The 23,744-nt window shown below is 66.7% G+C and carries 25 protein-coding genes; 7 read left to right on the forward strand and 18 right to left on the reverse strand.

Going from position 1 to position 23,744, the window contains the following annotated elements; genetic code table 11:
- The first annotated feature begins 62 nt into the window (after window positions 1-62).
- On the forward strand, window positions 63-629 hold the full coding sequence (locus tag ACXJJ9_RS15350) for a hypothetical protein (RefSeq protein WP_457097995.1): 567 nt from the start codon (window positions 63-65) through the stop codon (window positions 627-629).
- A 39-nt stretch (window positions 630-668) separates the two neighbouring features.
- Here ACXJJ9_RS15350 and ACXJJ9_RS15355 read toward each other — a convergent pair whose 3' ends face one another.
- Genes ACXJJ9_RS15355 through surE form a run of 4 tightly spaced genes read right to left on the reverse strand, consistent with a single transcriptional unit; the run spans window position 669 to window position 3,545 of the window.
- Complete coding sequence (locus ACXJJ9_RS15355; protein ID WP_457097996.1) at window positions 669-1,481, reverse strand: peptidoglycan DD-metalloendopeptidase family protein; 813 nt, start codon at window positions 1,479-1,481, stop codon at window positions 669-671.
- Window positions 1,478-2,095 carry a YqaA family protein gene (locus ACXJJ9_RS15360; RefSeq protein WP_457097997.1) on the reverse strand — a complete coding sequence of 206 codons (618 nt, stop codon included), beginning with the start codon at window positions 2,093-2,095 and terminating at the stop codon, window positions 1,478-1,480. Before ACXJJ9_RS15360 ends, ACXJJ9_RS15355 begins: the two co-directional genes overlap by 4 nt.
- Window positions 2,092-2,769 (reverse strand): protein-L-isoaspartate(D-aspartate) O-methyltransferase, encoded by a 678-nt coding sequence (locus ACXJJ9_RS15365; RefSeq protein ID WP_457097998.1) that lies wholly within the window; start codon window positions 2,767-2,769, stop codon window positions 2,092-2,094. The genes ACXJJ9_RS15360 and ACXJJ9_RS15365 overlap by 4 nt, the downstream gene beginning before the upstream one ends.
- Complete coding sequence (gene surE / locus ACXJJ9_RS15370) at window positions 2,766-3,545, reverse strand: 5'/3'-nucleotidase SurE (protein WP_457097999.1); 780 nt, start codon at window positions 3,543-3,545, stop codon at window positions 2,766-2,768. The genes ACXJJ9_RS15365 and surE overlap by 4 nt, the downstream gene beginning before the upstream one ends.
- Window positions 3,546-3,729: 184 nt before the next feature.
- Between surE and ACXJJ9_RS15375 the strand changes: the two genes are divergently transcribed.
- On the forward strand, window positions 3,730-4,299 hold the full coding sequence (locus ACXJJ9_RS15375) for a Smr/MutS family protein (protein WP_457098000.1): 570 nt from the start codon (window positions 3,730-3,732) through the stop codon (window positions 4,297-4,299).
- A 45-nt stretch (window positions 4,300-4,344) separates the two neighbouring features.
- On the opposite strand, the gene ACXJJ9_RS15380 is transcribed toward ACXJJ9_RS15375, so the two are convergent.
- From ACXJJ9_RS15380 to ACXJJ9_RS15425, 10 genes are all read right to left on the reverse strand, one after another.
- Window positions 4,345-4,575 carry a hypothetical protein gene (locus tag ACXJJ9_RS15380; protein WP_457098001.1) on the reverse strand — a complete coding sequence of 77 codons (231 nt, stop codon included), beginning with the start codon at window positions 4,573-4,575 and terminating at the stop codon, window positions 4,345-4,347.
- 128 nt (window positions 4,576-4,703) lie between these two features.
- On the reverse strand, window positions 4,704-5,744 hold the full coding sequence (truD, locus tag ACXJJ9_RS15385; protein ID WP_457098002.1) for a tRNA pseudouridine(13) synthase TruD: 1,041 nt from the start codon (window positions 5,742-5,744) through the stop codon (window positions 4,704-4,706).
- Between the two features lie 32 nt (window positions 5,745-5,776).
- A complete protein-coding gene (gene ispF / locus ACXJJ9_RS15390; protein WP_457098003.1) occupies window positions 5,777-6,268 on the reverse strand; it encodes a 2-C-methyl-D-erythritol 2,4-cyclodiphosphate synthase in 492 nt (163 codons plus the stop codon).
- Between the two features lie 31 nt (window positions 6,269-6,299).
- Entirely contained in the window at window positions 6,300-7,025 is a 726-nt protein-coding gene (gene ispD, locus ACXJJ9_RS15395) for a 2-C-methyl-D-erythritol 4-phosphate cytidylyltransferase (protein WP_457098004.1), read from the reverse strand.
- A complete protein-coding gene (ftsB, locus tag ACXJJ9_RS15400; RefSeq protein WP_457098005.1) occupies window positions 7,022-7,369 on the reverse strand; it encodes a cell division protein FtsB in 348 nt (115 codons plus the stop codon). Before ftsB ends, ispD begins: the two co-directional genes overlap by 4 nt.
- Before the next feature lie 16 nt (window positions 7,370-7,385).
- A complete protein-coding gene (gene eno, locus ACXJJ9_RS15405) occupies window positions 7,386-8,672 on the reverse strand; it encodes a phosphopyruvate hydratase (protein WP_457098006.1) in 1,287 nt (428 codons plus the stop codon).
- A gap of 34 nt (window positions 8,673-8,706) precedes the next feature.
- Window positions 8,707-9,540 carry a 3-deoxy-8-phosphooctulonate synthase gene (gene kdsA / locus ACXJJ9_RS15410; protein WP_457098007.1) on the reverse strand — a complete coding sequence of 278 codons (834 nt, stop codon included), beginning with the start codon at window positions 9,538-9,540 and terminating at the stop codon, window positions 8,707-8,709.
- Complete coding sequence (locus ACXJJ9_RS15415; RefSeq protein ID WP_457098091.1) at window positions 9,537-11,204, reverse strand: CTP synthase; 1,668 nt, start codon at window positions 11,202-11,204, stop codon at window positions 9,537-9,539. Before ACXJJ9_RS15415 ends, kdsA begins: the two co-directional genes overlap by 4 nt.
- 173 nt (window positions 11,205-11,377) lie before the next feature.
- Complete coding sequence (locus tag ACXJJ9_RS15420) at window positions 11,378-11,656, reverse strand: hypothetical protein (protein WP_457098008.1); 279 nt, start codon at window positions 11,654-11,656, stop codon at window positions 11,378-11,380.
- A 142-nt stretch (window positions 11,657-11,798) separates the two neighbouring features.
- Window positions 11,799-12,572 (reverse strand): hypothetical protein, encoded by a 774-nt coding sequence (locus tag ACXJJ9_RS15425; protein WP_457098009.1) that lies wholly within the window; start codon window positions 12,570-12,572, stop codon window positions 11,799-11,801.
- A gap of 132 nt (window positions 12,573-12,704) precedes the next feature.
- Here ACXJJ9_RS15425 and parE point away from each other — a divergent pair, with 132 nt between their 5' ends.
- Entirely contained in the window at window positions 12,705-14,594 is a 1,890-nt protein-coding gene (parE, locus tag ACXJJ9_RS15430; RefSeq protein ID WP_457098010.1) for a DNA topoisomerase IV subunit B, read from the forward strand.
- A gap of 91 nt (window positions 14,595-14,685) precedes the next feature.
- On the opposite strand, the gene hutG is transcribed toward parE, so the two are convergent.
- Window positions 14,686-15,465, reverse strand: coding sequence for an N-formylglutamate deformylase (gene hutG / locus ACXJJ9_RS15435; protein WP_457098011.1), 780 nt, complete (start codon window positions 15,463-15,465; stop codon window positions 14,686-14,688).
- A 31-nt stretch (window positions 15,466-15,496) separates the two neighbouring features.
- The gene (locus tag ACXJJ9_RS15440; protein WP_457098012.1) at window positions 15,497-16,756 is read right to left on the reverse strand and encodes an NAD(P)/FAD-dependent oxidoreductase; all 1,260 of its coding nucleotides are present in this window, start codon (window positions 16,754-16,756) and stop codon (window positions 15,497-15,499) included.
- A gap of 250 nt (window positions 16,757-17,006) precedes the next feature.
- Here ACXJJ9_RS15440 and ACXJJ9_RS15445 point away from each other — a divergent pair, with 250 nt between their 5' ends.
- Both ACXJJ9_RS15445 and ACXJJ9_RS15450 read left to right on the forward strand, forming a co-directional pair.
- The gene (locus ACXJJ9_RS15445) at window positions 17,007-18,593 is read left to right on the forward strand and encodes a M4 family metallopeptidase (RefSeq protein WP_457098013.1); all 1,587 of its coding nucleotides are present in this window, start codon (window positions 17,007-17,009) and stop codon (window positions 18,591-18,593) included.
- A 77-nt stretch (window positions 18,594-18,670) separates the two neighbouring features.
- A complete protein-coding gene (locus ACXJJ9_RS15450; protein WP_457098014.1) occupies window positions 18,671-19,771 on the forward strand; it encodes a M35 family metallo-endopeptidase in 1,101 nt (366 codons plus the stop codon).
- A gap of 81 nt (window positions 19,772-19,852) precedes the next feature.
- On the opposite strand, the gene ACXJJ9_RS15455 is transcribed toward ACXJJ9_RS15450, so the two are convergent.
- Window positions 19,853-21,604 carry an N-acyl-D-amino-acid deacylase family protein gene (locus ACXJJ9_RS15455; RefSeq protein ID WP_457098015.1) on the reverse strand — a complete coding sequence of 584 codons (1,752 nt, stop codon included), beginning with the start codon at window positions 21,602-21,604 and terminating at the stop codon, window positions 19,853-19,855.
- Between the two features lie 138 nt (window positions 21,605-21,742).
- Entirely contained in the window at window positions 21,743-22,222 is a 480-nt protein-coding gene (locus tag ACXJJ9_RS15460; RefSeq protein ID WP_457098016.1) for an FKBP-type peptidyl-prolyl cis-trans isomerase, read from the reverse strand.
- Window positions 22,223-22,369: 147 nt separating this feature from the next.
- Between ACXJJ9_RS15460 and ACXJJ9_RS15465 the strand changes: the two genes are divergently transcribed.
- Window positions 22,370-22,879 (forward strand): C40 family peptidase, encoded by a 510-nt coding sequence (locus ACXJJ9_RS15465; protein WP_457098092.1) that lies wholly within the window; start codon window positions 22,370-22,372, stop codon window positions 22,877-22,879.
- 238 nt (window positions 22,880-23,117) lie between these two features.
- Window positions 23,118-23,678, forward strand: a complete 561-nt coding sequence (locus tag ACXJJ9_RS15470) for a C40 family peptidase (protein ID WP_430537973.1) — start codon at window positions 23,118-23,120, stop codon at window positions 23,676-23,678.
- Window positions 23,679-23,744: the final 66 nt, after the last annotated feature.

A 23,744-nucleotide genomic window follows, 5' to 3' on the forward strand; every position in this document is an offset into this window, starting at 1 on the left:
CCGGCGCGATAAAAAGCGCGCGCAGGCGACGTGACCGCGAATGGAATCAGCACGGGGCGACCATGCGAAGCATCTTCATCGTACTGACGCTGCTGCTGGTGGCGGGCAGCGCCCGGTCGCAAGCGGCCGGCAAGCCCGATGCAGCCGCCATACCAATGCGGGATCCAGCAGAGTTTCCCGCCCTACCCGTAAACATCCGCCAGGACCTTGAGCGGCGCGGATGCCGGGTTCCGCAGAACCAGGAAGCCGGTCCGAACACGCGCACCAACGTTGTCAGTGGCCATTTCCGATCAGCCACGCAGAAAGACTGGGCCGTGCTGTGTTCGCGTGACGGGAGTTCGGCGTTGATCGTCTACTGGCACGGTGACGTCAAGGATGTACTGGTGGAACCCGCTTCGCCCGATATCGAGTGGATGCAGGGAGCGGGCCCGGAAGAGTGGCACTACACCCGCTACATCGCGACCGCGACACCCAAGGTCATCCGCGACCTGGCCGATGCCTTCGGCGATCCGGCCGAACTGCCCTCACCACTCGATCATGACGGCATTGAAGAGGGCGACGCCGCCAAGGCGTCGAGCATCCGCTATTGGCACCAGGGCCGGTGGCTCGACCTGACCGGAATGGACTGACGCGCCGCCAGCAACACAAGAACGACTGCGGCCGCCGTATCAGCGCTTGGGCAGGTACGTAAGCGGATCCACCGGCTTGCCGTTGTAGCGGATCTCGAAATGCAGCATGTCGCGCGGTGCGCCGGTGCGGCCCATTACCGCGACCTGCTGGCCCGCCTTGACGATCGCGCCTTCGTTGACCATGCGCGAACGGTTGTGGCCGTAGGCCGAGAGCCAGGCATCGTTGTGCTTGATGATGATCAGTTCGCCATAGCCGACCAGGCCGGAGCCGGAGTACACCACGACGCCATCGGCCGCTGCCGTGACCGGTGCGCCGCCTTCGCCGGTGATGTCGATGCCCTGCTTGGTCGGTTCGCCAGCGACGAAACGGTTGAGCAGCGCGCCATCGGCGGGCCAGCGCCAGCTGATGTCGCTCACTGGCGCAGCGGGAGGTGGCGGCACCGGCGTGGTGGCAACCGGTGACGTCGCTACGGGACGCGGCGGCTTTGCCGTGCCTGCCGTGGGCCGTGATGGCGCAGCCGTGGCCGGCGGCCGCGTCGCGGTCGGACCAGGCCGGTTTGCCGCCGCCGCAGAACCGTTCCGTGGGTACAGGCGCAGGCTCTGGCCGGGATAGATCGTGTACGGCGCACTGATGCCGTTCCATGCGGCGAGGTCGCGCACGTCGATGCCGTTGCGGAACGCGATGCCGTAGAGCGTGTCGCCGCGTTGCACCTGCGCGGACGCACCGTATTTCGGCGTCGAGACGCGCGGAGCCACCGGGCTGGTCGAGGTCTTGCGCACCACGGTGCTGGTGCAGGCGGCCATCGCGACAGTCGCGATGGCGAGGAAGGCAATCCGGGTGATGTTGGTCATACGCCCTGTCGTGCCCTCCAGATCACCCAGGCCACCAGCGCAGCCAGCAACACCGTCGCAAACCAGCCGATCGGCTCGATGTAGCGTCGCAACATCTGTTCCGCGCGCGGGCCGCCGATGCGGATTGCCGCGGCGAGAAGAAAGACCCGTTTGCCCCGCCCGATGAGCATGCTCAGGAAGTACTGCAGGAGGGGCACGCCGACGATGCCCGATGCCCACGTGAACACCTTCATCGGAATGGGCATGAAGCCGCCCAGCACGAGGAACAGGAACACCGCCCACGGCGACTCGGCCATCTTTGYCTGCACGATCTGTATGCCGGACTCGATGCCATGCAGCATGCCCAATGCCGCGAACACCGGCTTGAGCGCTTCGAATGCGTAATGCCCCAGCGCGTAACCGACCATCGCGCCGGCCATGGAACCGGCCAGGCTGAGGGTCGCAAACCAGAACCCGCTCTTGGGCTTGGCCACGCACATCGGCGCGAGCATGACCTCGGGCATCACCGGGAAGATGATCGCTTCGACGAAACTCAGGCCGGTCAGATAGACCGGTGCGTGGCGATGGCGCGCCCAGCTCAGGGCACGTTCGTAGAGGGGACCAAAGATCTTCAATCAACCATCCCGGAAAGCAGGGGCACGAATACCACCGGCGCCATCACCTCCTGGGTGATCTGGCCGTCGGCGTCCTTGTGCAGCTTCAACAGCGACTGCGACGACGCTCCGCCCACCGGTGCGACCAGGTTGCCGCCCGGGGCGAGCTGCGCGGTCAGGGCATCGACCAGGGCCGGTGCGGCGGCGGTGACGATGATGGCGTCGAACGGGGCGTTTTCCGCCCAGCCGATGCGGCCATCGTCGTGCTTGCTGCGGATGTTCATGCCCAGCGTGCGGAAACGCTTGCGCGCCGTGCGCAGCAGCTCGCCGATGCGCTCGACGGTATGCACTTCCAGTCCCAGCGCGGCGAGCACCGCCGCCTGGTAACCGGAGCCGGTACCGATTTCGAGCACCTTCTTGGGCGCGCCTTCGAGCACGGCCTCGGTCATCTTCGCCACGACCCAGGGTTGCGAGATGGTCTGGCCCTGGCCGATCGGCAATGCGGTGTCTTCGTACGCCCGGGTCGCCAGTGCCTCATCGACGAACAAATGGCGCGGCACGGTGCGGATCGCGTTGAGCACGCGCTCATCGCGGATGCCGTTTTCGCGCAGGCGATCGACCAGGCGGTCGCGCACGCGCTGCGACGTCATGCCTTGTCCAATCGCTTCGGGTTGCAGTCGCATGCGCATCATCATGCGGCCTTTCCGGTCGCGGCGGCGAGGCCGCCTACCCAACTGGAGACCTGCTCGAGCGCGGTGTAGCGCGTCAGGTCGACGTGGATCGGGGTGATCGAGATATGGCCGCTGCGCACCGCGTGGAAATCGGTGCCGACGCCGGAGTCGGCTTCGGGTCCCGCCGGGCCGATCCACCACCATTGCCGGCCACGCGGATCGCGCTGCGGGATGCAGGGTTCGGCGCGATGGCGGTTGCCCAGGCGCGTGACTTCAAACCCGGCCAGGTCGTCCCACGGCAGGTCGGGGACATTGACGTTGAGGATCGTGTCGGCCGGCAGGGGTTCGGCGACCAGCCTGGCGATGATCTCGACCGCGGCGCGGGCGGCGCTTTCGTAGTGCCGTCCCTTGTGGTCGGTGGTGACCAGCGAAACGGCCACGGCCGGCAAGCCGAGGAAACGCCCTTCCATGGCGGCGGCAACGGTGCCGGAATAGATCACGTCGTCGCCCAGGTTCGCGGTGTTGTTGATGCCGGAGACGACGATGTCCGGTTCGGCTTCGAGCATGCCCGTGATGGCGACGTGGACGCAGTCGGTCGGGGTGCCGAAGACGCGCCAGGTGGCGGCGTCCTGCTGGATCACCCGCACTGGCATGTCGAGCGTGAGCGAGTTGCTGGCGCCGGAACGGTCACGGTCGGGCGCCACCACCAGCACCTCGTGGCCGGCCGCGCGCAGGCCCGCGGCAAGGATCTGGATACCCGGGGCGTCGACACCGTCGTCGTTGCTTACAAGAACGCGCATCAATTCAGAAAATCTGGGGGATTGGAGCGGAGTAGCCATGATAGCCGATGGCCTCACCGCAGGCCGGCCACGGCAGCCCGGAAACGACGCATGGGCGCCCGTCCGCGCCGAGCGGCCGTTCCCCCGTGTGCGCGGATGAGCGCGCAAGGCGCCATCGGCATCCCCATCGCGGTAGTCTGCCGCCATGACGTCAGACCAAGACGACGATGCCGATCTGTTCCGCTCCGCGGTCGGTCCGGTGCGCAGGCTGCGCGATGTGACGCCGCCTCCGGCATCCCGGCCGAAGCCGAAGCCGCGCGCGCGCATGGCCGAGCGGGATGAAGCGGCCGCACGCGACGAGTTCCGCCACGCCCTCGACGTGACGCTGGTGGAGTCCGGCGACGTGCTCTCTTACCGTCGCGATGTGTTGCCGCCGCGGGTGCTGCAGCGGCTGCGCCGTGGCGAGATCGCCGTGCAGGACGAGGTGGACCTGCACGGCGCCGATGTGCGCGAAGCCGAAGCGCTGCTGCGCGCCTTCCTCGCGCATGCACGCGACCACGACGCTGCCTGCGTGCGCATCATTCATGGAAAGGGATTGCACGGTGGCGGCCCAGGCCCCTTCTCGAGCCGCGACGTGCCGGTACTGAAAAACCTGGTGGACCGCCTGCTGCGCCAGCGCGCAGACGTCCTCGGTTTCCACTCCGCGCCGCCCGCGCAGGGCGGCACCGGAGCGGTGCTCGTGCTGCTGGCGCCGCGTCGTTCCGGCTCAGCCTGAGCGGTCAGCCAGGCGGAGCCAATCCGGGGCAGCGCGGGAGCTGCATTACTCGTCTTTTGCGACGATTTCGCGAGGCGGGTTCACCCAGGTCAGATCGATGCCACGACGGCGGTCGTAGGCTTCGATCCGCGCCATATAGGCCTCATTGTTGGACATGCGGGTCTGCGGATGTGATTGCGGTTTCGCGCTGTAACTGGTCGTGCCACCCGAGCTGGCGCAAGCGGCCAGGCCGAGCATCGACACGGTCAATACAGCCATGCGCACTGACATTTTCATGACGGCACTCCGAAGGCACTGCGTCCGTTCGTACGGACGGCACCGGCGCCAAGCCGGGTGCACTTCCTGCTTATACGCCGGGCCAATTAACGGGCCAGTGTCGTCAATGGCTTTCCGACGAGCGGTCGTCAGGCGGGAACTGCCGAGCTGACCGCGCCAAGTTCTGCCAGTACGACCGTGGCGTAAGTCCCGGGCGGTAGTGCGAACGAAAGCTCCAGCGAGGCGCCATCGCGCCACTCCCATGCGATGTCCAGCGGACGCAGTCGCAAGGATCGGCGCTCCTGTTCGAGGCCGGCGGCCTCCAGGCCCCTGCGCAGCGCGATTGCCTCTTCCCCGTCGAGGGCCCGGGTTTCCAGTTCAGCGGCGTCCGCACGGCTGCGCAGTTCGCCACGTCCCCAAAGCGGACCGCTCGGGTGGATATCGAATGCGGCCAGGCGCGCCGCCAACGCCTCGGTGAAAGGTTCCGGACCGAACACGCTGCGACTGCCATCCAGCGACCAGACTTCGCCCTCGAGCGCGCTGTCCCAATTGCCGGCCTCGACGCGTGCGGCGAGCACGCGGTTGAACAGTTCCGAGCGGGCCGCCGACAGCAGCAACGTGCGCTCCTCGCGGCGAACGCGGCGTCCGGCGAACATCGCCAACGCCTGCGCGACGTTGTCGCCGGCGCGGCCAAAGCGCTGCTCGCCGAAATAGTTGGGCACGCCGCGTGCGGCGATTGCCTGCAGGCGCTGCTCGATGGCATCGCGATCGCCACTGACCGCGCGCAGGACCAGCACGAAGCGGTTACCCGCCAGGGCCCCGCGCGGCAGCTTGCGCGAATGCCACGTGTGTTCGAGCACGCGCAGTTCTTCGCAGTCGAGCGCGGCGATATCCGGCGCGATTTTCTTCGGCAGGTGCACGCTGAAACGCTGGCGGGTGACGGCATGCCGGTCCTTGAGCCCGGCATAGCTCACCGCCATTTCCGGCACCCGCGCCCACGCCGCGATGCGCTTGGCTGCGAACGCGGTATTCATGCCGCGCTTTTCGATCGTCAGCAGCAGGTGTTCGCCGCTGCCGCTGGGTTCGAAACCGGGCAGCTCTTCGACAAGGAAGTCATCAGGCGTGCTGCGCATCCTCGCTGCAAGGACGGCCTCGCCATGGGCATGGGGCAAAGTCTGTTGTTCGTCCACGTTCGCTTCGTCCGCGCTGTGCGCGCTGATTCTTACGCCGCGCGCTCGGCACGCACGAGCAATACCGCCGCCTGCGCGGCGATCCCCTCGCCACGCCCGGTGAAGCCGAGCTTTTCGCTGGTGGTGGCCTTGACGCTCACCGCATCCAGATCGATCCCCAGGTCCGCCGCCAGCCGCTCGCGCATCGCCGGTGCGTGCGGGCCCACCTTGGGCCGCTCGCAGACCACCGTGATGTCGGCGTTGCCGACGCGCCAGCCACGTTCACCAATCAATTCATTGCACCGACGCAGGAAGGCGCGGCTGTCCGCGCCCTTCCATCGAGCGTCGCTCGGCGGAAAGTGCTGGCCGATATCGCCCAGCGCCAGCGCCCCGAGCATGGCGTCGCACAGCGCATGGATGGCCACGTCGCCGTCGGAATGGGCGACTACGCCCCGGTCGTGCGGGACACGGACGCCGCCCAGCATGACGTGGTCGCCCTCACCGAAGGCATGGACATCGAAGCCCTGGCCGATGCGGATGTTCATTTCGACAACCGGGCAGTGGCAATGGACAACTTCATTCGCATTCCCCCTGACTCGCCTTGCCCAGCAGGAACTCTACCAACGCGAGGTCCGCCGGCGTGGTGACCTTGATGTTGTCCTCGCGCCCTTCCACCAGGCGGGGCCGGAGGCCGCTCCGCTCCATCGCCATCGCCTCGTCGGTCACGACGACGCCGTCGGCGCGTGCGCGTTCCAGCGCCGCCGCCAGGGCACCACGCCGGAATGCCTGCGGCGTGAGCGCGCGCCACAGTCCCTCTCGCGGCTCGGTGGCGGATATGTCGCGCTGCGCATCGGCGCGCTTGAGCGTGTCGCGTACCGGCGCGGCCAGGATGGCGCCATCCGCATGCGCGTCGGCGGCCGCGATCAGGCGATCGATATCGCCCAGGCGCAGGTTCGGCCGCGCCGCATCGTGTACCAGCACCAATGCGGTGTCGGCGACACCGGCGGGCAAGGCCTGCAATGCGGCGAGCACGGAATCCGCGCGTTCGCAGCCCCCGTGGCAGCGCAGCACCGGCTTGCCCCACAAGGATTCCCAATTCGGCCAGCGCGTATCGTCGGCCGCCAGCGCCACCACCGCACCGGCGACGCGCGGATGGGACAGCAGGACTTCCAGCGCGTGCGCGATCAGCGGCCGGCCCGCGACTTCCAGGTACTGCTTGGGGATATCGCCGCCAAAGCGGCTGCCGCGTCCGGCCGCGGGGATGACCACCCAGACTGGATCCGCGGCGTGCGTCGTGGTCACTGCTTCGGCTCGGAAGGCGTCGCGTCCTCGTCCGTCGCCGTGGACCCTTCCGGCTCCACCACGCGGTAGAAGGTTTCGCCGGGCTTGATCATGCCGAGCTCACTGCGTGCGCGTTCTTCGACGGCCGCCTCGCCGGACTTGAGGTCCTCGACTTCGGCCCCGAGCGCGGCGTTGCGTTGCTTGAGGCCTTCGTTCTCGTGCGCCTGCTGTTCGACCTGCTGGCGCAGGTCGGCCACCGAACGGCGGCCGCCCTCGCCCCACCACAGGCGGTACTGCAGGAATGCGAGCAGCGCCACGAGCGCCACCAGCAGGAGCCCGACAACCTGGTTCGGCAGCCAGCGCATTCCCAAGCGCGTTGCCTCAGCGCTTCAACGAGACGAAGGCGTCGCGGCCGGCGTACTTCGCGGCGGCGCCGAGGGCTTCCTCGATGCGCAGCAGCTGGTTGTACTTGGCCACGCGGTCGCTGCGGCACAGCGAGCCGGTCTTGATCTGCGTCGCCGTGGTGGCGACCGCGATGTCCGCGATGGTCGTGTCCTCGGTTTCGCCGGAACGGTGCGAGACGATCGCCGCATAGCGGTTGGCGTCGGCCATGGCGATGGCTTCCAGCGTCTCGGTCAGCGTGCCGATCTGGTTGACCTTGATCAGGATGGCGTTGGCCACGCCCTGGTCGATGCCTTCCTTGAAGATCTTCGGGTTGGTGACGAACAGGTCGTCGCCGACCAGCTGCACCTTGTTGCCGATGCGGTCGGTGAGCAGCTTCCAGCCTGCCCAGTCGTGCTCGGACATGCCGTCCTCGATCGTGATGATCGGGTACTGCGTGCACCAGTTGGCGAGGAAGTCGACGAACTGCTCCGAGGTCAGGCGCTTGCCTTCGCCAGTGAGGTTGTACTTGCCGTTCTCGAAGAATTCGCTGGAGGCGACGTCGAGACCGAGCAGGATGTCCTCGCCGGCCTTGTAGCCGGCCTTGCCGATCGCTTCGAGGATGGTCTCCAGCGCTTCCTCGTTCGAACGCAGGTCCGGCGCGAAGCCGCCTTCGTCGCCCACGGCCGTGCTCAGGCCGCGGCCCTTGAGCACCGACTTCAGCGCGTGGAACACCTCGGTGCCGGCGCGCAGCGATTCGGCGAAGCTGCCCATGCCCACCGGCAGGACCATGAATTCCTGCATGTCGACGTTGTTGTCGGCATGCGCGCCGCCGTTGATGATGTTCATCATCGGCACCGGCAGCACGACTTCGCGGCCGTTGGCGAGGTGTTGCCACAGCGGCATCTTCTTCGACGCGGCCACCGCGTGCGCGTTTGCCATCGACACGGCCAGCAGCGCGTTCGCACCCAGGCGACCCTTGTTCTCGGTGCCGTCGAGGTCGATCAGGCGCTTGTCCAGCGCGGCCTGGTCGGCGGCGTCGAGGCCGGTAAGCGCGGAGGCGATCGTCGTGTTGACGTTCTCGACCGCCTTGCGCACGCCCTTGCCGAGGTAACGCGTCTTGTCGCCGTCGCGCAGTTCGACAGCCTCCTTGGTGCCGGTCGAGGCGCCCGAGGGCACCATCGCGCGGCCGAAGCTGCCGTCGCTGAGGGTGACGTCGGCTTCGAGGGTCGGGTTGCCACGGCTGTCGAGGATTTCGCGGGCGTGGACTTTGGCGATCGTGGTCATCGTCAGTGGTTTTTTTGTTTGAAGGGAATTTGGATCAGACGCCGGCTTCGAGGAAGCCGTTCTTCTTGGTGATGCGGTCGATCTCGAGCAGCGTCTCCAGCAGGGCGCGCATCTTCGGCAGCGGCCACGCATTGGGGCCGTCGCTCAGCGCCTCTTCCGGCCTGGGATGCGTCTCCATGAAGATGCCGCTGATGCCGACCGCCATCGCCGCGCGCGACAGCACCGGCACGAACTCGCGCTGGCCGCCGCTCTTGCCGCTAGCGCCGCCGGGCAGCTGCACCGAGTGCGTCGCGTCGAACACCACCGGGCAGCTGGTGTCGCGCATCACCGCCAGCGAACGCATGTCGCTGACGAGGTTGTTGTAGCCGAAGCTGGCGCCGCGCTCGCAGACCATGATGTCCTTGTTGCCCGTGGCCAGCGCCTTGTCGGCGACGTGCTTCATTTCCCACGGCGACAGGAACTGGCCCTTCTTGATGTTCACCGGCTTGCCGGCGCGGGCGACGTTCTGGATGAAGTCGGTCTGCCGGCACAGGAACGCCGGCGTCTGCAGCACGTCGACGACGCTCGCGACCTCGTTCATGGGCGTGTATTCGTGCACGTCGGTGAGCACCGGCAGGTCGAGCTGGCGCTTCACTTCCGCCAGCACCTTCAGGCCCTCTTCCATGCCTGGGCCGCGGAAGCCCGACACCGAAGTGCGGTTGGCCTTGTCGAAGCTGGACTTGAAGATGAAGGGGATGCCGAGCTCGCTGGTGATTTCCTTGAGCGTACCTGCGGTGTCGAGCTGCAACTGCATCGACTCGATCACGCAGGGACCGGCGATGAGGAAAAAGGGCTTGTCGAGACCGATCTCGAATCCGCAAAGCTTCATGCCGTGGCTTCCTTGAGGAGGCGGCCGCCCGCCTTGTGCTCGCGCGCAGCGCGGACGAATCCGATGAACAACGGATGGCCATCGCGCGGCGTGGACAGGAATTCCGGGTGCGCCTGGCAGGCCAGGAACCATGGATGCCTGGACCGCGGCAGCTCCACCATTTCCACCAGCGTCTCGTCCATCGACTTGGCGCTGATCACCAGGCCCGCGTTCTCGAGCTGGTTGAGGTAGCGATTGTTGAACTCGTAGCGGTGGCGATGGCGCTCGCCCACGACGTCCTTGCCGTAGACCTCACGGGCCAGCGTGCCGGGCTTGATCCGCTGGTCCTGCAGGCCCAGGCGCATCGTGCCGCCCAGGTCGGATTCCTCGCTGCGGCGCTCGATGTCGCCGCTGGCGGTGCGCCATTCGGTGATCAGGCCAATGACCGGATGATTGGACTGCTTGTCGTTCTCGGTGCTGTTGGCATCGGCGAAACCGAGGACGTTGCGCGCGTAGTCGACCACCGCGGCCTGCATGCCGTAGCAGATGCCGAAGTAAGGCAGGCCGTGTTCGCGCGCGTACTGCGCGGTGAGCACCTTGCCCTCGAAGCCGCGATCACCGAATCCGCCCGGCACCAGGATGCCGTCGACGCCTTCCAGCGCCTTCGCGCCGCTCTGCTCGACCTCGGTCGACTCCAGCCACTTCAGCTTGACCTTGGTGCGCTGGCGCAGGCCACCGTGCTTGAGCGCCTCGGCCAGCGACTTGTAGGCGTCCTGGTGGTCGATGTACTTGCCGACGACGGCGATGGTGACCTCGTCGACCGGATGCTCGGCGGCATCGACCACGGCGTTCCATTCCGAGAGGTCGGCATCGGGCTTGGCCTTGCCTTCCAGGCGCAGGCGTTCGACCACGATCTGGTCGAGCTGCTGCTGGTGCAGCCACATCGGAATCTTGTAGATGTTGTCCAGGTCGACCGCGGAGATGACAGCCTTTTCCGGCACGTTGGTGAACAGCGCGATCTTGCGGCGCTCTCCGTCGGGCAGTTCCTGCTCGCTGCGGCACAGCAGCACGTCGGGCTGGATACCGATCGAACGCAGTTCCTTCACCGAGTGCTGGGTCGGCTTGGTCTTCAGCTCGCCCGCAGCGGCGATGTACGGCACCAGTGTCAGGTGCATGAACAGCGCCTTGTCCTGGCCGCGTTCGGTGCGGATCTGGMGGATGGCCTCGAGGAACGGCAGCGACTCGATGTCGCCCACCGTGCCGCCGATCTCGACCAGGCCGACGTCGTAGCCGGCCGTGGCCTCGTCGATGCGGCGCTTGATCTCGTCGGTGATGTGCGGAATGACCTGCACGGTACCGCCGAGGTAGTCGCCGCGGCGCTCCTTGCGGATCACGGATTCGTAGATCTTGCCGGTGGTGATGGAGTTCTTGCCGGAGAGGCGCACGCGCAGGAAGCGCTCGTAGTGGCCCAGATCCAGGTCGGTCTCGGCCCCGTCGTCGGTGACGTAGACCTCGCCGTGCTGGAACGGGCTCATCGTGCCCGGATCGACGTTGATGTAGGGGTCGAGCTTCATCATCGTCACGCGCAGGCCGCGTGCTTCGAGGATGGCGGCCAGCGAGGCGGCCGCGATGCCCTTGCCAAGCGAAGACACCACGCCGCCGGTGACGAAGACGAGCGGCGTTATGGAATTTGGGGGGGTCATGGGGAAGCGGGCTCCCGGAAAGCCATAGTTTACAGACTGGTTGCGGCCGCGGCGAGCTTGACGGCGGCGGGACGGTTCGTTCCGCCTCTTCGCCGTGGCCAAAAAGCAGAACGCCCCGACATGCGGGGCGTTCTGCCTGGGAATTGCGGCAGGAATTAGCGGCCGTCTTCCTCGGGTTCGTCGGGCTGTTCCTGGTCCGCACCGGACTTGGCGTCCTTCTTCGCGGACTTCGGCTTGGCATCCTGCTTACCGTCCTTGCGGGCATCGGCCTTGGCGGCATCGGCCTTGGCTTTCGCCGCGTCGGCCTTGGCTGCGGCGGCAGCCTGGTCCTGGGCGTGTTCCTGGTCCTTGGCGCCCGCGTTCTGCGCGAAGGCGGTGGGCGCCGCCAGCGCGGCGGCAATCAAGGTCGGGAGCAGCAGCTTGCGGATCGTCATTGATTTCTCCTCGTTTGCTGCCAGGACATCGACAGCGGCGTCACCTTACGCCATGGGGCCATGCCTGGGACTGAACAGCATCCCCATCATGCAGACGCCCGGATTCCCGGGCGTTTGCATGCGGCGAGGCCCGCGCGATCGATCAGCGGCGTGGCGCGTTTTTCCGCTGCTGGTCGCGCGCGTCCTTGCCCTTGGCTGGCTGCTTGCCCTTGTCGTCGATGGCCTCCTCCTTGTTGCCACCCGCATTCGCACCCGCGTGGACGGCCGCATTGGCCGCGGCGTTGGCGTTGCCTTCCAGTCCGCCCGCCACCTGTCCCTGGCCGGTCACATCGGCCGAAGTGGTGGTGGCGTCAGCGGCGCCGAGAACGGAATGGGTGGCGGCATTCGCGTTGCCCGTCACCGATTCGACCGCCTGCGCACTGGCATTGGCACCCGCCTGCGCACCCGCGCGCGCCGTATCGCGTGCGGTCGCGCCCGCTTGCTTCGCCCTGCCGGTGCCTTCTTGGGCGGAACCTGCCACCGTCCGAGCGGCATCGCCCACGACATTACCGGTAGCGCGACCATCGGCGCCGTGGCTGGCATGGCTATCGATGCGCGAGTTGCGCGCATCGATGCCGGCGTCGCCGCGGCCATTGGCACCCAGCCCGACCGGGCCGGTGTTCACGCCGATGCCGCCACCACCGCCAAGGCTCACCTGGGCGTACGCGGCGGGCGCGCACAGGACGCCAGCAACCATCGCAGTCAACAGAGTCTTGCGCATATCCTTCTCCTTGCAGTCTTCGGGGGATGTCCGCGTACCCATGCGGAGTCGCTGCTTTCGCGACGCGATCCACCCTAGGAAGGGCTGCCCGTCTCCTTCCTGAATTCGCATGCCGCGGATTTCATCCCGAACATCGCCGGCCGGGTTCGCGTTCACGCTATCCTGCGCATTCCGTCACTCTTTCCCGGCTGCTGCGCAGCTCGTTGCGCGTTACATGCATTATTTGCGCGTATTCCGCCGCTCCACGCCCAGCCACAACCCTTGCAAGCACCACGTGAAAACAGCCGAATGAGCTCCCGTTACGACGCCGCCGATATCGAAGTCCTCTCTGGCCTTGACCCCGTCAAGCGCCGCCCCGGCATGTACACGGATACCGCGAGACCGAACCACCTCGCACAGGAGGTCGTCGACAACGCCGTCGACGAAGCCCTGGCCGGCCATGCGCGCTCGATCGAGGTGATGCTGTACAACGACGGCAGTTGCGAAGTGTCCGACGACGGTCGCGGCATGCCGGTGGACATCCATCCGGAAGAGAAGATTCCGGGCGTCGAACTGATCCTCACGCGGCTGCACGCGGGCGGCAAGTTCAGCAACAAGAACTACACCTTCTCCGGCGGCCTGCATGGCGTCGGCGTGAGCGTGGTCAACGCGCTGTCGAAGCACGTCGATGTCTTCATCAAGCGCGAAGGCAACGAATACAAGATGAGCTTCAAGGACGGCGACCGTGCCTCCAAGCTCGATATCGTCGGCAGCGTCGGCAAGAAGAACACCGGCACGCGGCTGCGCTTCTGGCCGGATCCGAAGTATTTCGACACGCCCAAATTCAACCTGCGCGCGCTCAAGCACCTGCTGCGCGCGAAGGCGGTGCTGTGCCCGGGCCTCACGGTGAAGCTGTTCGACGAAAGCACCGGCGAGAAGCACGAATGGATGTACGAGGACGGCCTGCGCGATTACCTCAAGGGCGAGCTCAGCGGCCTGGAGGCATTGCCGCCCGACCTGTTCGTCGGCTCGCTGAAGAAGGACACCGAAGTCGTCGACTGGGCCGTGGCCTGGCTGCCGGACGGCGAACTGGTGCAGGAGAGCTACGTCAACCTGATCCCCACCGCCCAGCACGGCACCCACGTCAACGGCCTGCGCACCGGCTTCACCGATGCGCTGCGCGAGTTCTGCGACTTCCGCAACCTGCTGCCGCGCGGCGTGAAGCTGGCGCCGGAAGACGTGTGGGACCGCGTCGCCTACGTGCTCAGCATCAAGATGACCGACCCGCAGTTCAGCGGGCAGACCAAGGAGCGCCTGTCGTCGCGCCAGGCCGCGGGCTTCGTCGAAAGTGCGGCACACGATGCGTTCTCGTTGTGGCTCAACCAGCACACCGACCTGGGCGAGAAGATCGCCCAGCTTGCGATCGAGCGCGCCGCGGCACGCTTGAAGACCGAGAAGCAGATCGTCCGCAAGAAGATCACCCAGGGCCCTGCCCTGCCCGGCAAGCTCGCCGACTGCACTTCGCAGGACCTCTCGCGCACCGAGCTGTTCCTGGTGGAAGGCGATTCGGCCGGCGGCAGCGCCAAGCAGGCACGCGACAAGGACTTCCAGGCGATCCTGCCGCTGCGCGGCAAGATCCTCAACACGTGGGAAGTCGCTTCGGGCAGCGTGCTGGCATCGCAGGAAGTGCACGACCTCGCCGTCGCGATCGGCTGTGACCCGGGCAAGGACGACATCTCCGGCCTGCGCTACGGCAAGGTGATCATCCTCGCCGACGCCGACTCCGACGGCCTGCACATCGCCACGCTGCTCAGCGCGCTGTTCGTCAAGCATTTCCCGGCGCTGGTCGATTCCGGCCATGTGTTCGTGGCGATGCCGCCGCTGTTCCGCGTCGACGTGGGCAAGCAGGTGTTCTATGCGCTGGACGAGGAAGAGAAGCGCATCCTGCTGGACAAGATCGAGCGCGAGAAAATCCGCGGCCAGGTCAACGTCACCCGCTTCAAGGGCCTGGGCGAGATGAATCCCTCGCAGCTGCGCGAATCCACGGTCCATCCCGACACCCGTCGCCTGGTGCAGCTCACCGTCGACGACAACGTCGAGACGCATGCACTGATGGACATGCTGCTGGCGAAGAAGCGCTCCGGCGATCGCAAGGCCTGGCTGGAAACCAAGGGCGACCTGGCAACGCTCGAGGTTTGACGCTGGCGGGCGGATCTCTACCGCCTCCCGTTCTCTTGAAGCATGGCGGGTCGAGACCCGCCTGCGGTTACCTGCTCAGCGCTTCGAGACCTTACAACGCGGCCTCCAGCAGCGAACGGATCACCGCCTGCGCATCGGCGGCCTTGCCTTCGTCATACGCGAACGTGGTCTCGTCCATGTAGATGCGCTGGCCGATCTCGAGCTGGATGGCATCGATGCCGTTGGCGGGATCGGCGTAATGACGGGTGATGTAGCCGCCCTTGAAGCGGCCGTTGACCACGAAGTCGTAACGCGATTGCGCCGCGAGCGCCGCTTCCACTCGCGCCTGCCGCGGTGGCGAACAACTCGCGCCGCCGGACGTGCCGAGGTTGAGGTCGGGCAGGCGCCCGGGGAACAGGAAGTCGAGGTCGCTGCCCTTGATGGAGTGGCCTTCCCACAGCAACACCCGGCCATGGGCTGCGCGCAGGCGCGCCAGTTCGCCCTGCAACGCCTCGTGGTACGGCCGCCAGTATGTTTCCGTGCGGGCCGCGATCTCGTCCGCGGACGGCGCCTGTCCGTCGAGGTACACGGGCGCGCCGGTGAACTGCACCGCGGGGCACAGGCCGGTGGTGTTCTGGCCGGGATACAACGAGGTGTCGTCCGGCGGCCGGTTGAGGTCGATGACGTAACGCGAATAGCGCGGCACCAGCATCGAGGCACCGAGTTCGCGCGCGAATGCGTACAGGCGCGCGATGTGCCAGTCCGTGTCTGGCGCGAGTCGCGCGCGATCGACCATCCGCTCCTTCAGCGCGGTTGGAATCTCGCTGCCGTTGTGCGGGACGCTTACCAGCAGCGGCGCGGTGCCGCGATGGAGTTCGAAGACATCGTTCATCTGATCGCTTCCATCAAACAAATCGCTTCCATCAGACAAAGCGCGCCGGCGCATACGGCGCGGGATCAACGGCTGCTGCCGAGCCGGTCACGAGATCGGCGACAAGCTGGCCCGTGGCAGCGCTCATGCTCACGCCCATCATGCCGTGCCCGGTGGCGATCCACAGGCCGTCGCGTCCCGGCACGCGGCCGATCAACGGCACGTCATCGATGCACATCGGCCGCCACCCGTACCACTTCTCGCGCACCTCGGGACCGGCGGGGCGTCGCAGGTACTCCGCCGCGCCGCGCTCCAGTGCGGCGAGGCGGCGCTCGTTGAGCGTTTCGTCGTAGCCGGAAAACTCCATCGTGCTGCCCAGGCGGAAACCGCTGCCCCAGGCCGTGACGCAGACGGAGCGCTCACGCAGCACGATCGGGCGGCGTGGGACCAGCGAGGGCGCCGAATACGTGATCGAGTAGCCCTTGCCCGGCTGCATCGCGCGCCGCAACCCGGGGAAGCCGATCGCCGATGCCAGCCGCGGCGACCAGGCCCCCAGCGCGAAGACCGCCTCGCGCGACTTCCACGTGCCATGCGATGTACGCAGCGTCACGCCATCGCGTACCGCATCGACCGATTCGAACGCGCATTGCTCCACGATCTCGCCGCCACGCTCGCGCACCAGCCGCGCCAGCTCATCGACATAACGATCCGGACGCAACACCGCATCGCCGTCGAAACGCAGTGCACCGGCGACACCACGCTTGAGCGCCGGTTCCATCGCTTCGTAGTGGCGGCCGTCGATGGCCTCGACGGAAACCCCGAACTCGCGCAGCGCGGACATTTCCTTCTGCTCTTCGGCAAAGGCACTCGCGTCGCGGAAGACATAATCGACGCCAGCCTCGGCGAACTCGCACTCGATGCCGTAGTCGCGCACCCATTGCGCCAGCCGCACGCGCGAATCGTTGAGCAGGATCGATTTCGCCTGCGCGCTGCGCTGCCAATCGCGCGGATTGCAGCGCGCGGCGAAACCGAGCAGCCAGCGCCACAGCGCGGGATCGATGCGCGGCTTGATGTAGAGCGGTGCGTCCGGCGTGAGCATCCAGCGCAGCGCCACAGCGACCATGCCCGGCGCGGCCAGCGGCGGTGCGTGGCTCGGGGTGATGGTGCCGCAGTTGCCGTGCGATGCGCCGCCGCCGACAACGCCGGAATCGATGACGCGGACGCCGCGCCCGGCTTCGAGCAATGCCAGCGCCGACGCCAGGCCGATCACGCCGGCCCCCACCACGATGATGTCGTTGGAATCCTTGTGCATTGCGCGATAGGGTCGTTGGAAGCCGGCAAAAAGAAAAGAAACCCGCGGCCGGCGCTTCGCCTTTGCCGCATTGCAGCATGACAGAACCCCACCCGCTCGCCAAAGATGCGCGGGTTCCCTCCGTGCTGCATGGGCCGCAGACGGATTGGTCACTCAACGTTTTGGACGCCGCCGTTGCGGGGCGTGCTCAACGCGAGCGTGCGCAATCCCGGTTCTCCGGTCCTTAGACATCACTCCAGGGTAATCAACGATGCAACTTCGTCTCCTCAGCGCGGCGGTTCTCGCCGCGCTCGCCGTTTCCTCTCCCGCTTTCGCTGTCGGCAAGGCCGATTCTCCGGCCGCCCAGCGCGCCCGCGGCCTGATCGACGGCAACGCCACTGCCGTCCAGCGCGCGGCCGAGGACAGCTTCACCGTCAAGAACGTCGTGGTCGAAGCCGGCGCCGAACACGTCCGTTTCGAACGCCAGTACCGCGGCCTGCCGGTCATTGGCGGCGACTTCGTCGTCCATTCGAAGAACGGCCAGTTCAAGTCGGCCAGCCTGACCCTGAAGACCAACGGCCGTCCGGATGTGGTGCCGCAGATCAGCGCCGACCAGGCGATCGTCGAAGCCGGCACGGAATTCGGCACCGGTTTCCACGGCGTCCCGACCGCCAGCCTGGTGGTGTATGCCCGCGGCGCCCAGCCCGTGCTGGCGTACGAAGTGCGCATGAACGGTACCAAGGCCGACCAGACCCCGACCGAGATGCGCTACTTCGTCGATGCGAAGAACGGCAAGATCCTCGATGGCTGGGACACGGTCGAAACCGCCGCCGCGATCGGCACTGGCAACACGCTGACCCTGGGCCAGGTGTCGCTCAACACCGACTCGACCGGCACCGGCTACCAGATGGTCGACACCACCCGTGGCAACGGCATCACCAAGGACAACAACAACGGTTCGACGTCCTCGACCACCGGCACCACCTTCACGGACGCCGACAATGTGTGGGGTAACGGCAGCAACACCGATCGCGCCTCCGCCGCCGCCGACGCCCAGTTCGGCGTCGCCGCGACCTGGGATTTCTACAAGAACACCTTCGGCCGCAACGGCATCAAGAACGATGGCAAGGGCGCCCTGAGCCTCGTCCATGTCGGCAGCAACTGGGTCAACGCGTCGTGGAGCGATGGCTGCTTCTGCATGCGCTACGGCGATGGCGACGGCACGACCTATCGTCCGCTCGTCGCGCTCGACGTGGCCGGCCATGAAATGACCCACGGCGTGACCTCGGCGGTGAACGGCCTGGCCTACTCCGCCGACGCGGGCGGCCTCAACGAGGCTTCGTCCGACATCATGGGCACGATGGTCGAGTTCTCGGTCAACAACGCCAACGACCCGGGCGACTGGCTGATCGGCGAAAAGATCTACATCAACAACCCGAACGGCACCAAGGCGCTGCGCCAGATGTTCAAGCAGGACCTCGATGGCGGTTCATTCGTCTGCTATCCGTCCAAGGGCTTCAGCCGCCGCAACGACCCGCACTACACCTCGGGCGTGGCGAACCGCTTCGCCTACCTGCTGTCGGAAGGTGCGGTGGTGCCGGCGGGCTTCGGTTCGGGCACGAGCTACAACCTGACCGCGTCGTCGCTGGTATGCAATGGCGACACCACCATCGCCGGCATCGGCCGCGCCAAGACCGCGGCGATCTGGTACCGCGCGATGGACCTGTACTTCACCTCGGGCACGACCTACCCGCAGGCGCGTGCCGCGACCCTGCAGGCGGCGGCCGACCTGTATGGCGCGACGTCCGTCGAATACCAGACCGTGGCCCGCGCATGGAGTGCGACGGCGGTCAACTGATCCAGGCGTCACGGATGGCCCGCGGTTGCGGGCCATTTCCGAGCAACTGCAGCCCCCGTAACCAGAGGAAAACCGGAATGAAACTGATCAGCGTCGTTTCCTGCTCCGCCGTACTCGTGGGCACCATTGCCGCTGCGGCATCCGCCCAGCCATCGGCGAAGGCCAATCCGCTGCGCGTCAGCCTCGTCGCCGCGCAGGCGTCCAGTGGCGGCTTCCTGGGCGCGGTCGAAGTCACTGTTACCAATACCAGCAACCACACCGTGCGCGTGCCGAAGTGGGAACTGCCATCCGATGCGATGGAAGCCAAGCTGTTCCAGGTCAGCCGTAACGGCGAGCCGGTGCAGTACGAAGGCTCGATGGCCAAGCGCGGCCTGCCCAAGGCCGAGGACTTCGCGATCCTGCGTGCAGGCGAAACCCTGCGCACCACCATCGACCTCTCGGGCAGCTATGACATGTCCAAGAGCGGCGACTACGTCGTCACCCTGCTGTCGCCCCTGCAGCACGCCTCGCTGTCGAACGGCGAAATGCTCAAGCACGACAACGGCCTGCCGATGACCATCCAGTCAGCGCCGCTGCGCCTGTGGGTCGACGGTACCGACATGCTCGCCAAGGGCGGCAGCCAGATCATGAAGAAGCCGCCGTCTGGCGGTGGCACGGTCGTCAACGGCGTCACCTTCGTCGGTTGCTCGACCACGCAGATCAGCCAGGCCGGCCAGGCCGTGGTCGACGCCCGCACCTATACCGAAAACGCCAAGGGCTATCTGAACGGCGGCACGGTCGGCGCGCGCTACACCACCTGGTTCGGCGCCTACACGTCGGCGCGCTACTCCACCGCGAACCAGCACTACGTCTCGATCGATGGCGCGATGGACCAGAGCGGCGGCCAGATCAAGATCAACTGCGGTTGCAACGGCAGCGAGTACGCCCATGTGTTCCCGAACTCGGCGTACGAGATCTTCGTCTGCCGCGCCTTCTGGCCGGCACCGGCGGTGGGCACCGACTCCAAGGCCGGTACGCTGATCCACGAAATGAGCCACTTCACCGTCGTGGCTGGCACCAACGACTGGGTCTATGGGCAGGCCGGGGCCAAGAACCTCGCCATCACCAACCCGACCAACGCGCTGGACAACGCCGACAACCACGAATACTTCGCCGAGAACAACCCGTTCCAGAACTGAGCGAAGCATCGCGCAACACAAAACGGCCCGCGCATGCGGGCCGTTTTCTTTTGGGGTGTCCAGAGCTTTGGGCAGCCAGGGCTACTTCGTCGCGCCGGCCCAGCCCGTCCATCCCGGCCCGCGCACGACCTGCCCGGGCGTGGCGCCGGTGTGTTCGCCAGCGCGCAAGACCTGCACGCCGTTGACGAAGACATCGCTCACTCCGGTCGCAAATACCATTGGCTTTTCGAACGTCGAGTGGTCGCTGATCGTGGCCGGATCGAACACCACCAGGTCGGCGTGGCAACCCGGATCCAGGCAGCCACGATCGCGCAACTTCCAGTTGCTGGCAGGTAGGCGGGTGAGGCGGCGGATGGCTTCCTCCACCGGCATCAACCTGCGCTCGCGCACGTAATGGCCGAGGAAGCGGGCGAAGTTGCCGTAGGCACGCGGATGCGTGCTGGACTTGAGGAAGACGCCCTCCGGAGCCGACGACTCCGCATCCGACCCCAGGCTGACCCAGGGCTGGCGCAGGCCGAGTTCGACGTTGTCCTCGCTCATCAGGAAATAGGCGGTGTCGACGCGCGAGTCGTCCTCGAGCATCAGGTCCAGCACGGTGTCCTCGACCGGGGTGCCACGCTGCGCCGCGACCTGGGCCAGCGTGCGGCCGATCAACGGCTTGAGCTTTTCCGACTTGAAGCCGATGAACAGCACGCGCTCGGGTGAGCCGGCCTGCAGGCGCAGGTTTTCCCACCCGGCGTTGGGGTCCTTCATGTCGGCGATGACACGGGCGCGCGTCTTCGGATCGCGCAGCCGCTGGTTCATCGCCTCGCGGCCACCGGCCTGCACCCACGGCGGAATGCTCGCATCCAGTCCGGTCGCACCCGCGGTGTAGGCATACATGTCGGCCGCGACATCGAGCCCCTGCGCACGCGCGCCGTCGATGCTGGCAATGGCCTGCGCCATCTTCGGCCAGTTCCGCTCGCCTGCGGCCTTGAGGTGGTAGACCTCGGTGTGCTGCTTCGTCGCGCGGGCGATGCCAATGGTCTCGTCGAGCGCGTCCTGCAAGCCGTTGGCTTCGCTGCGCATGTGGGCGACGTAACCACCGCCGGACTCGGCGGCAGCGTTGGCCAGCGCGGTGAGCTCCGTGGTCTTCGCGTAGGAAGCCGGTGCATAGATGATCGAGGCGCCGATCCCGAGCGCGCCTTCATGCATCGCGGCGCGCACCTGGTCCTGCATGCGAGCCAGCTGCACGGGCGTGGGCTGTATGTCGCCTTCGCCCAGTTCATGTATCCGCACCGTGGTCGCACCGACGAACGAGGCGATGTTGGGCGTGATGCCGCGCCGCTGCAGGTAATCCAGGTAATTGCCCAGCGTGGTCCACTCGATCGGATACCGGATGTCGCCCTGTTGGCGCAGCATCTCGGCTTTCATCTCCGGATTGAGCGGCCCCATCGACCAGCCCTCGCCGAAGATCTCCAGCGTCACGCCTTGTTTGGTATCGCTCACGCCGCGCCCGTCGGCGATAAGCGATTCGTTCGCCCAGCTCAGCACGTTGATGAAACCCGGCGCGACCGCCTGGCCCTTGGCATCGAGCACCTGCGCCGCCTCGGCAGGACTTCCCGCAGGCAGCAGCGCCGCGACCCGATCGCCGCGCACCCCGATGTCGACGCGTCGCGGCGGGGTCCCGCTGCCGTCGTAGACCAGCCCGTTGCGAATCAGCAGGTCGTAGTGCGCCAGCGCCGCGGGCTGCGGCGGCGATGTGCCGCAACCTGCAAGGGTCAGCGCGCCAGCGGTTAGCACGCCAACGGAGAACACGCCGATGGAAGACACGATCTGGACAATCCGGCTCATCGGGGTCCCCGCATTGAAGTGCGGGCGATTACACCATGGACGCGACTGAGCGGTGTCGCGGCGGCAGAAACGACAACGGCCCGCATGCGCGGGCCGTCGTGGAGAACACCATCGTGGAAAACCGGATTGCGCCGGCACTCAGTGGTGGTGACCGCCTTCGCCATGCACGTGGCCGTGCTCGACTTCCTCGGCCGAGGCTTCGCGCACGTCGACGATCTCGATGGCGAAATGCAGGTTCTTGCCCGCCATCGGGTGGTTGAGGTCGACGTCGACCACGCTCATGCCGACCTTCTGGATGGTCACGGCGCGCGGGCCGAAGTTGGTCTGCAGGATGACCTGCATGCCCGGCTCAAGGCGCTGATTGCCGAAGTGCTTCTTCGGGATGCGCTGGCTCAGGCCATCGCGCTTCTCGCCATAGGCATCGGCGGCGGCCACGTCGACCTCGAACTTGTCGCCCGCTTCGCGGCCATCCATCGCGGTTTCCAGGCCCGGAATGATGTTGCCGTGGCCGACCAGGATCACCAGCGGATCGCGGCCTTCGGAGCTTTCCAGCGACTCCTGGCCCTGCTCGCTGACGGTGTAGTGGAAGCTGACGACGCGGTCTTTCTCGATCTTCATTGCTTGACTCGGTGGTGGGCCACGGCTGTGGCCGAGAGCTGCCGCGCCTTGTCGGCTGCGGCGGGAACGGCCAAGCTTCGGTTCGTGAAGACGAATATTCCGAGCCCTGCCAAGGGAGTCGCGCATTATCCCGGCAACCCCGGCGCCATGCCAGCGCATGGACCGCTTCTCTTATTAATGTGGCTGGGGTTGATGCTTGCGGGCTGTGGCGGCGACAAGCTGGTGCGCCAGCCACTGCCGGCACATCGTTCCTGGCCATTGGTGGCCCCGGCCGATCCGGTCCGCGCCAATGCGGTGCTGATGCGGGCGATCAGCCTGGTGGGCACGCCCTATCGCTATGGCGGCAATACCCCCGACACCGGCTTCGACTGCAGCGGGCTCGTCAATTACGTCTACCGGGACATGCTCGACCTGCGTCTGCCGCGCACCTCGGGGGACCTCGCCGCATGGCAGGGGCCACGGATCGCCCCGGAGCGGCTCGCGGCGGCGGACCTGGTGTTTTTTGGCTCCGGCGGCAGCGTCAGCCATGTCGGCATCTACGTGGGGGAAGGCCGTTTCGTCCATGCCCCCAGCACGGGCGGCACCGTGCGGCTGGACTATCTGGACGGGCCGTACTGGCGCGACCACTACAGCGGGGCCAAGCGGGTCCTCAACTGACCAGCGGCCGTTTTTGCCAACTTTGACGGCAGATTTAACGAATCTATAACATCTTCTGAACAACATCACCCGGTCGGGTAGGCATGATCGCCACCAGTTTGTGAATCGCGATGACTGCGTGACGCCAGAGTTCGGCCGCCCTGCTGGTACCACCCCTTCCCGGCTTGCCCGGGTTTTGTTGCGTTTGTCGCTTGCGCTGGCGCTCTCCGCCCCGGCGTTGTCGGCCTTCGCGGCACCGGTGGACGATGCTGCGCCGTTCCCCGTCAAGCACCAGACGTCGGTCGCGACCGACACCGCTTCCTCGCTGTCCGGCCGCGCGCTCGACCTGGTGGCAGGCGCCAATCGCCTGTTGAACCCGGCGGCTGCGCTGGAACTGCCCGCCGAAGCCATCGGCACGCCCATCGGCGACGACAGCAAGGTCAAGAGCGTGCTGCAGAAGGCGCTCGCCCTGCTCGGCACGCCGTACCGCTGGGGCGGCACCGATCCAAACAAAGGTTTCGACTGCAGCGGCCTGGTCGGCTACGTCTTCCGCAATGCGCTGGGCATCGAACTGCCGCGCGTGTCCCGCGACATGGCCAAGAACGGCGAACTCGTCACCGACCGCGCCAAGCTGGTCGCCGGCGACCTGGTCTTCTTCGGTCGCAAGGGCCGCGTGAACCACGTCGGCATCTACCTCGGCGACGGCCGCTTCGTCCATGCCCCGCGTACCGGCAAGGACGTCACGGTCTCGAGCCTCGAAGAGGGTTACTGGAGCGGGCGTTTCGTGCAGGCACGGCGCGTGAATACCAGCGGCGGCTGATCCGCCCGACGCAAGAGATCAAGGCCGCCTTCGGGGCGGTTTTTTCATTTCCACGGCTTCTTATCC

The sequence above is a fragment of the Lysobacter sp. P5_B9 genome (assembly GCF_054049835.1).

Coding starts and splice junctions, on each gene's coding strand:
- ACXJJ9_RS15350 (WP_457097995.1), top strand. CDS start 63: ATGCGAAGCATCTTCATCGTACTGACGCTGCTGCTGGTGGCGGGCAGC.
- ACXJJ9_RS15355 (WP_457097996.1), bottom strand. CDS start 1,481: ATGACCAACATCACCCGGATTGCCTTCCTCGCCATCGCGACTGTCGCG.
- ACXJJ9_RS15365 (WP_457097998.1), bottom strand. CDS start 2,769: ATGATGATGCGCATGCGACTGCAACCCGAAGCGATTGGACAAGGCATG.
- surE (WP_457097999.1), bottom strand. CDS start 3,545: ATGCGCGTTCTTGTAAGCAACGACGACGGTGTCGACGCCCCGGGTATC.
- ACXJJ9_RS15375 (WP_457098000.1), top strand. CDS start 3,730: ATGACGTCAGACCAAGACGACGATGCCGATCTGTTCCGCTCCGCGGTC.
- ACXJJ9_RS15380 (WP_457098001.1), bottom strand. CDS start 4,575: ATGAAAATGTCAGTGCGCATGGCTGTATTGACCGTGTCGATGCTCGGC.
- ispF (WP_457098003.1), bottom strand. CDS start 6,268: ATGAACATCCGCATCGGCCAGGGCTTCGATGTCCATGCCTTCGGTGAG.
- ftsB (WP_457098005.1), bottom strand. CDS start 7,369: ATGCGCTGGCTGCCGAACCAGGTTGTCGGGCTCCTGCTGGTGGCGCTC.
- eno (WP_457098006.1), bottom strand. CDS start 8,672: ATGACCACGATCGCCAAAGTCCACGCCCGCGAAATCCTCGACAGCCGT.
- kdsA (WP_457098007.1), bottom strand. CDS start 9,540: ATGAAGCTTTGCGGATTCGAGATCGGTCTCGACAAGCCCTTTTTCCTC.
- ACXJJ9_RS15420 (WP_457098008.1), bottom strand. CDS start 11,656: ATGACGATCCGCAAGCTGCTGCTCCCGACCTTGATTGCCGCCGCGCTG.
- parE (WP_457098010.1), top strand. CDS start 12,705: ATGAGCTCCCGTTACGACGCCGCCGATATCGAAGTCCTCTCTGGCCTT.
- hutG (WP_457098011.1), bottom strand. CDS start 15,465: ATGAACGATGTCTTCGAACTCCATCGCGGCACCGCGCCGCTGCTGGTA.
- ACXJJ9_RS15440 (WP_457098012.1), bottom strand. CDS start 16,756: ATGCACAAGGATTCCAACGACATCATCGTGGTGGGGGCCGGCGTGATC.
- ACXJJ9_RS15445 (WP_457098013.1), top strand. CDS start 17,007: ATGCAACTTCGTCTCCTCAGCGCGGCGGTTCTCGCCGCGCTCGCCGTT.
- ACXJJ9_RS15450 (WP_457098014.1), top strand. CDS start 18,671: ATGAAACTGATCAGCGTCGTTTCCTGCTCCGCCGTACTCGTGGGCACC.
- ACXJJ9_RS15455 (WP_457098015.1), bottom strand. CDS start 21,604: ATGAGCCGGATTGTCCAGATCGTGTCTTCCATCGGCGTGTTCTCCGTT.
- ACXJJ9_RS15460 (WP_457098016.1), bottom strand. CDS start 22,222: ATGAAGATCGAGAAAGACCGCGTCGTCAGCTTCCACTACACCGTCAGC.
- ACXJJ9_RS15465 (WP_457098092.1), top strand. CDS start 22,370: ATGCCAGCGCATGGACCGCTTCTCTTATTAATGTGGCTGGGGTTGATG.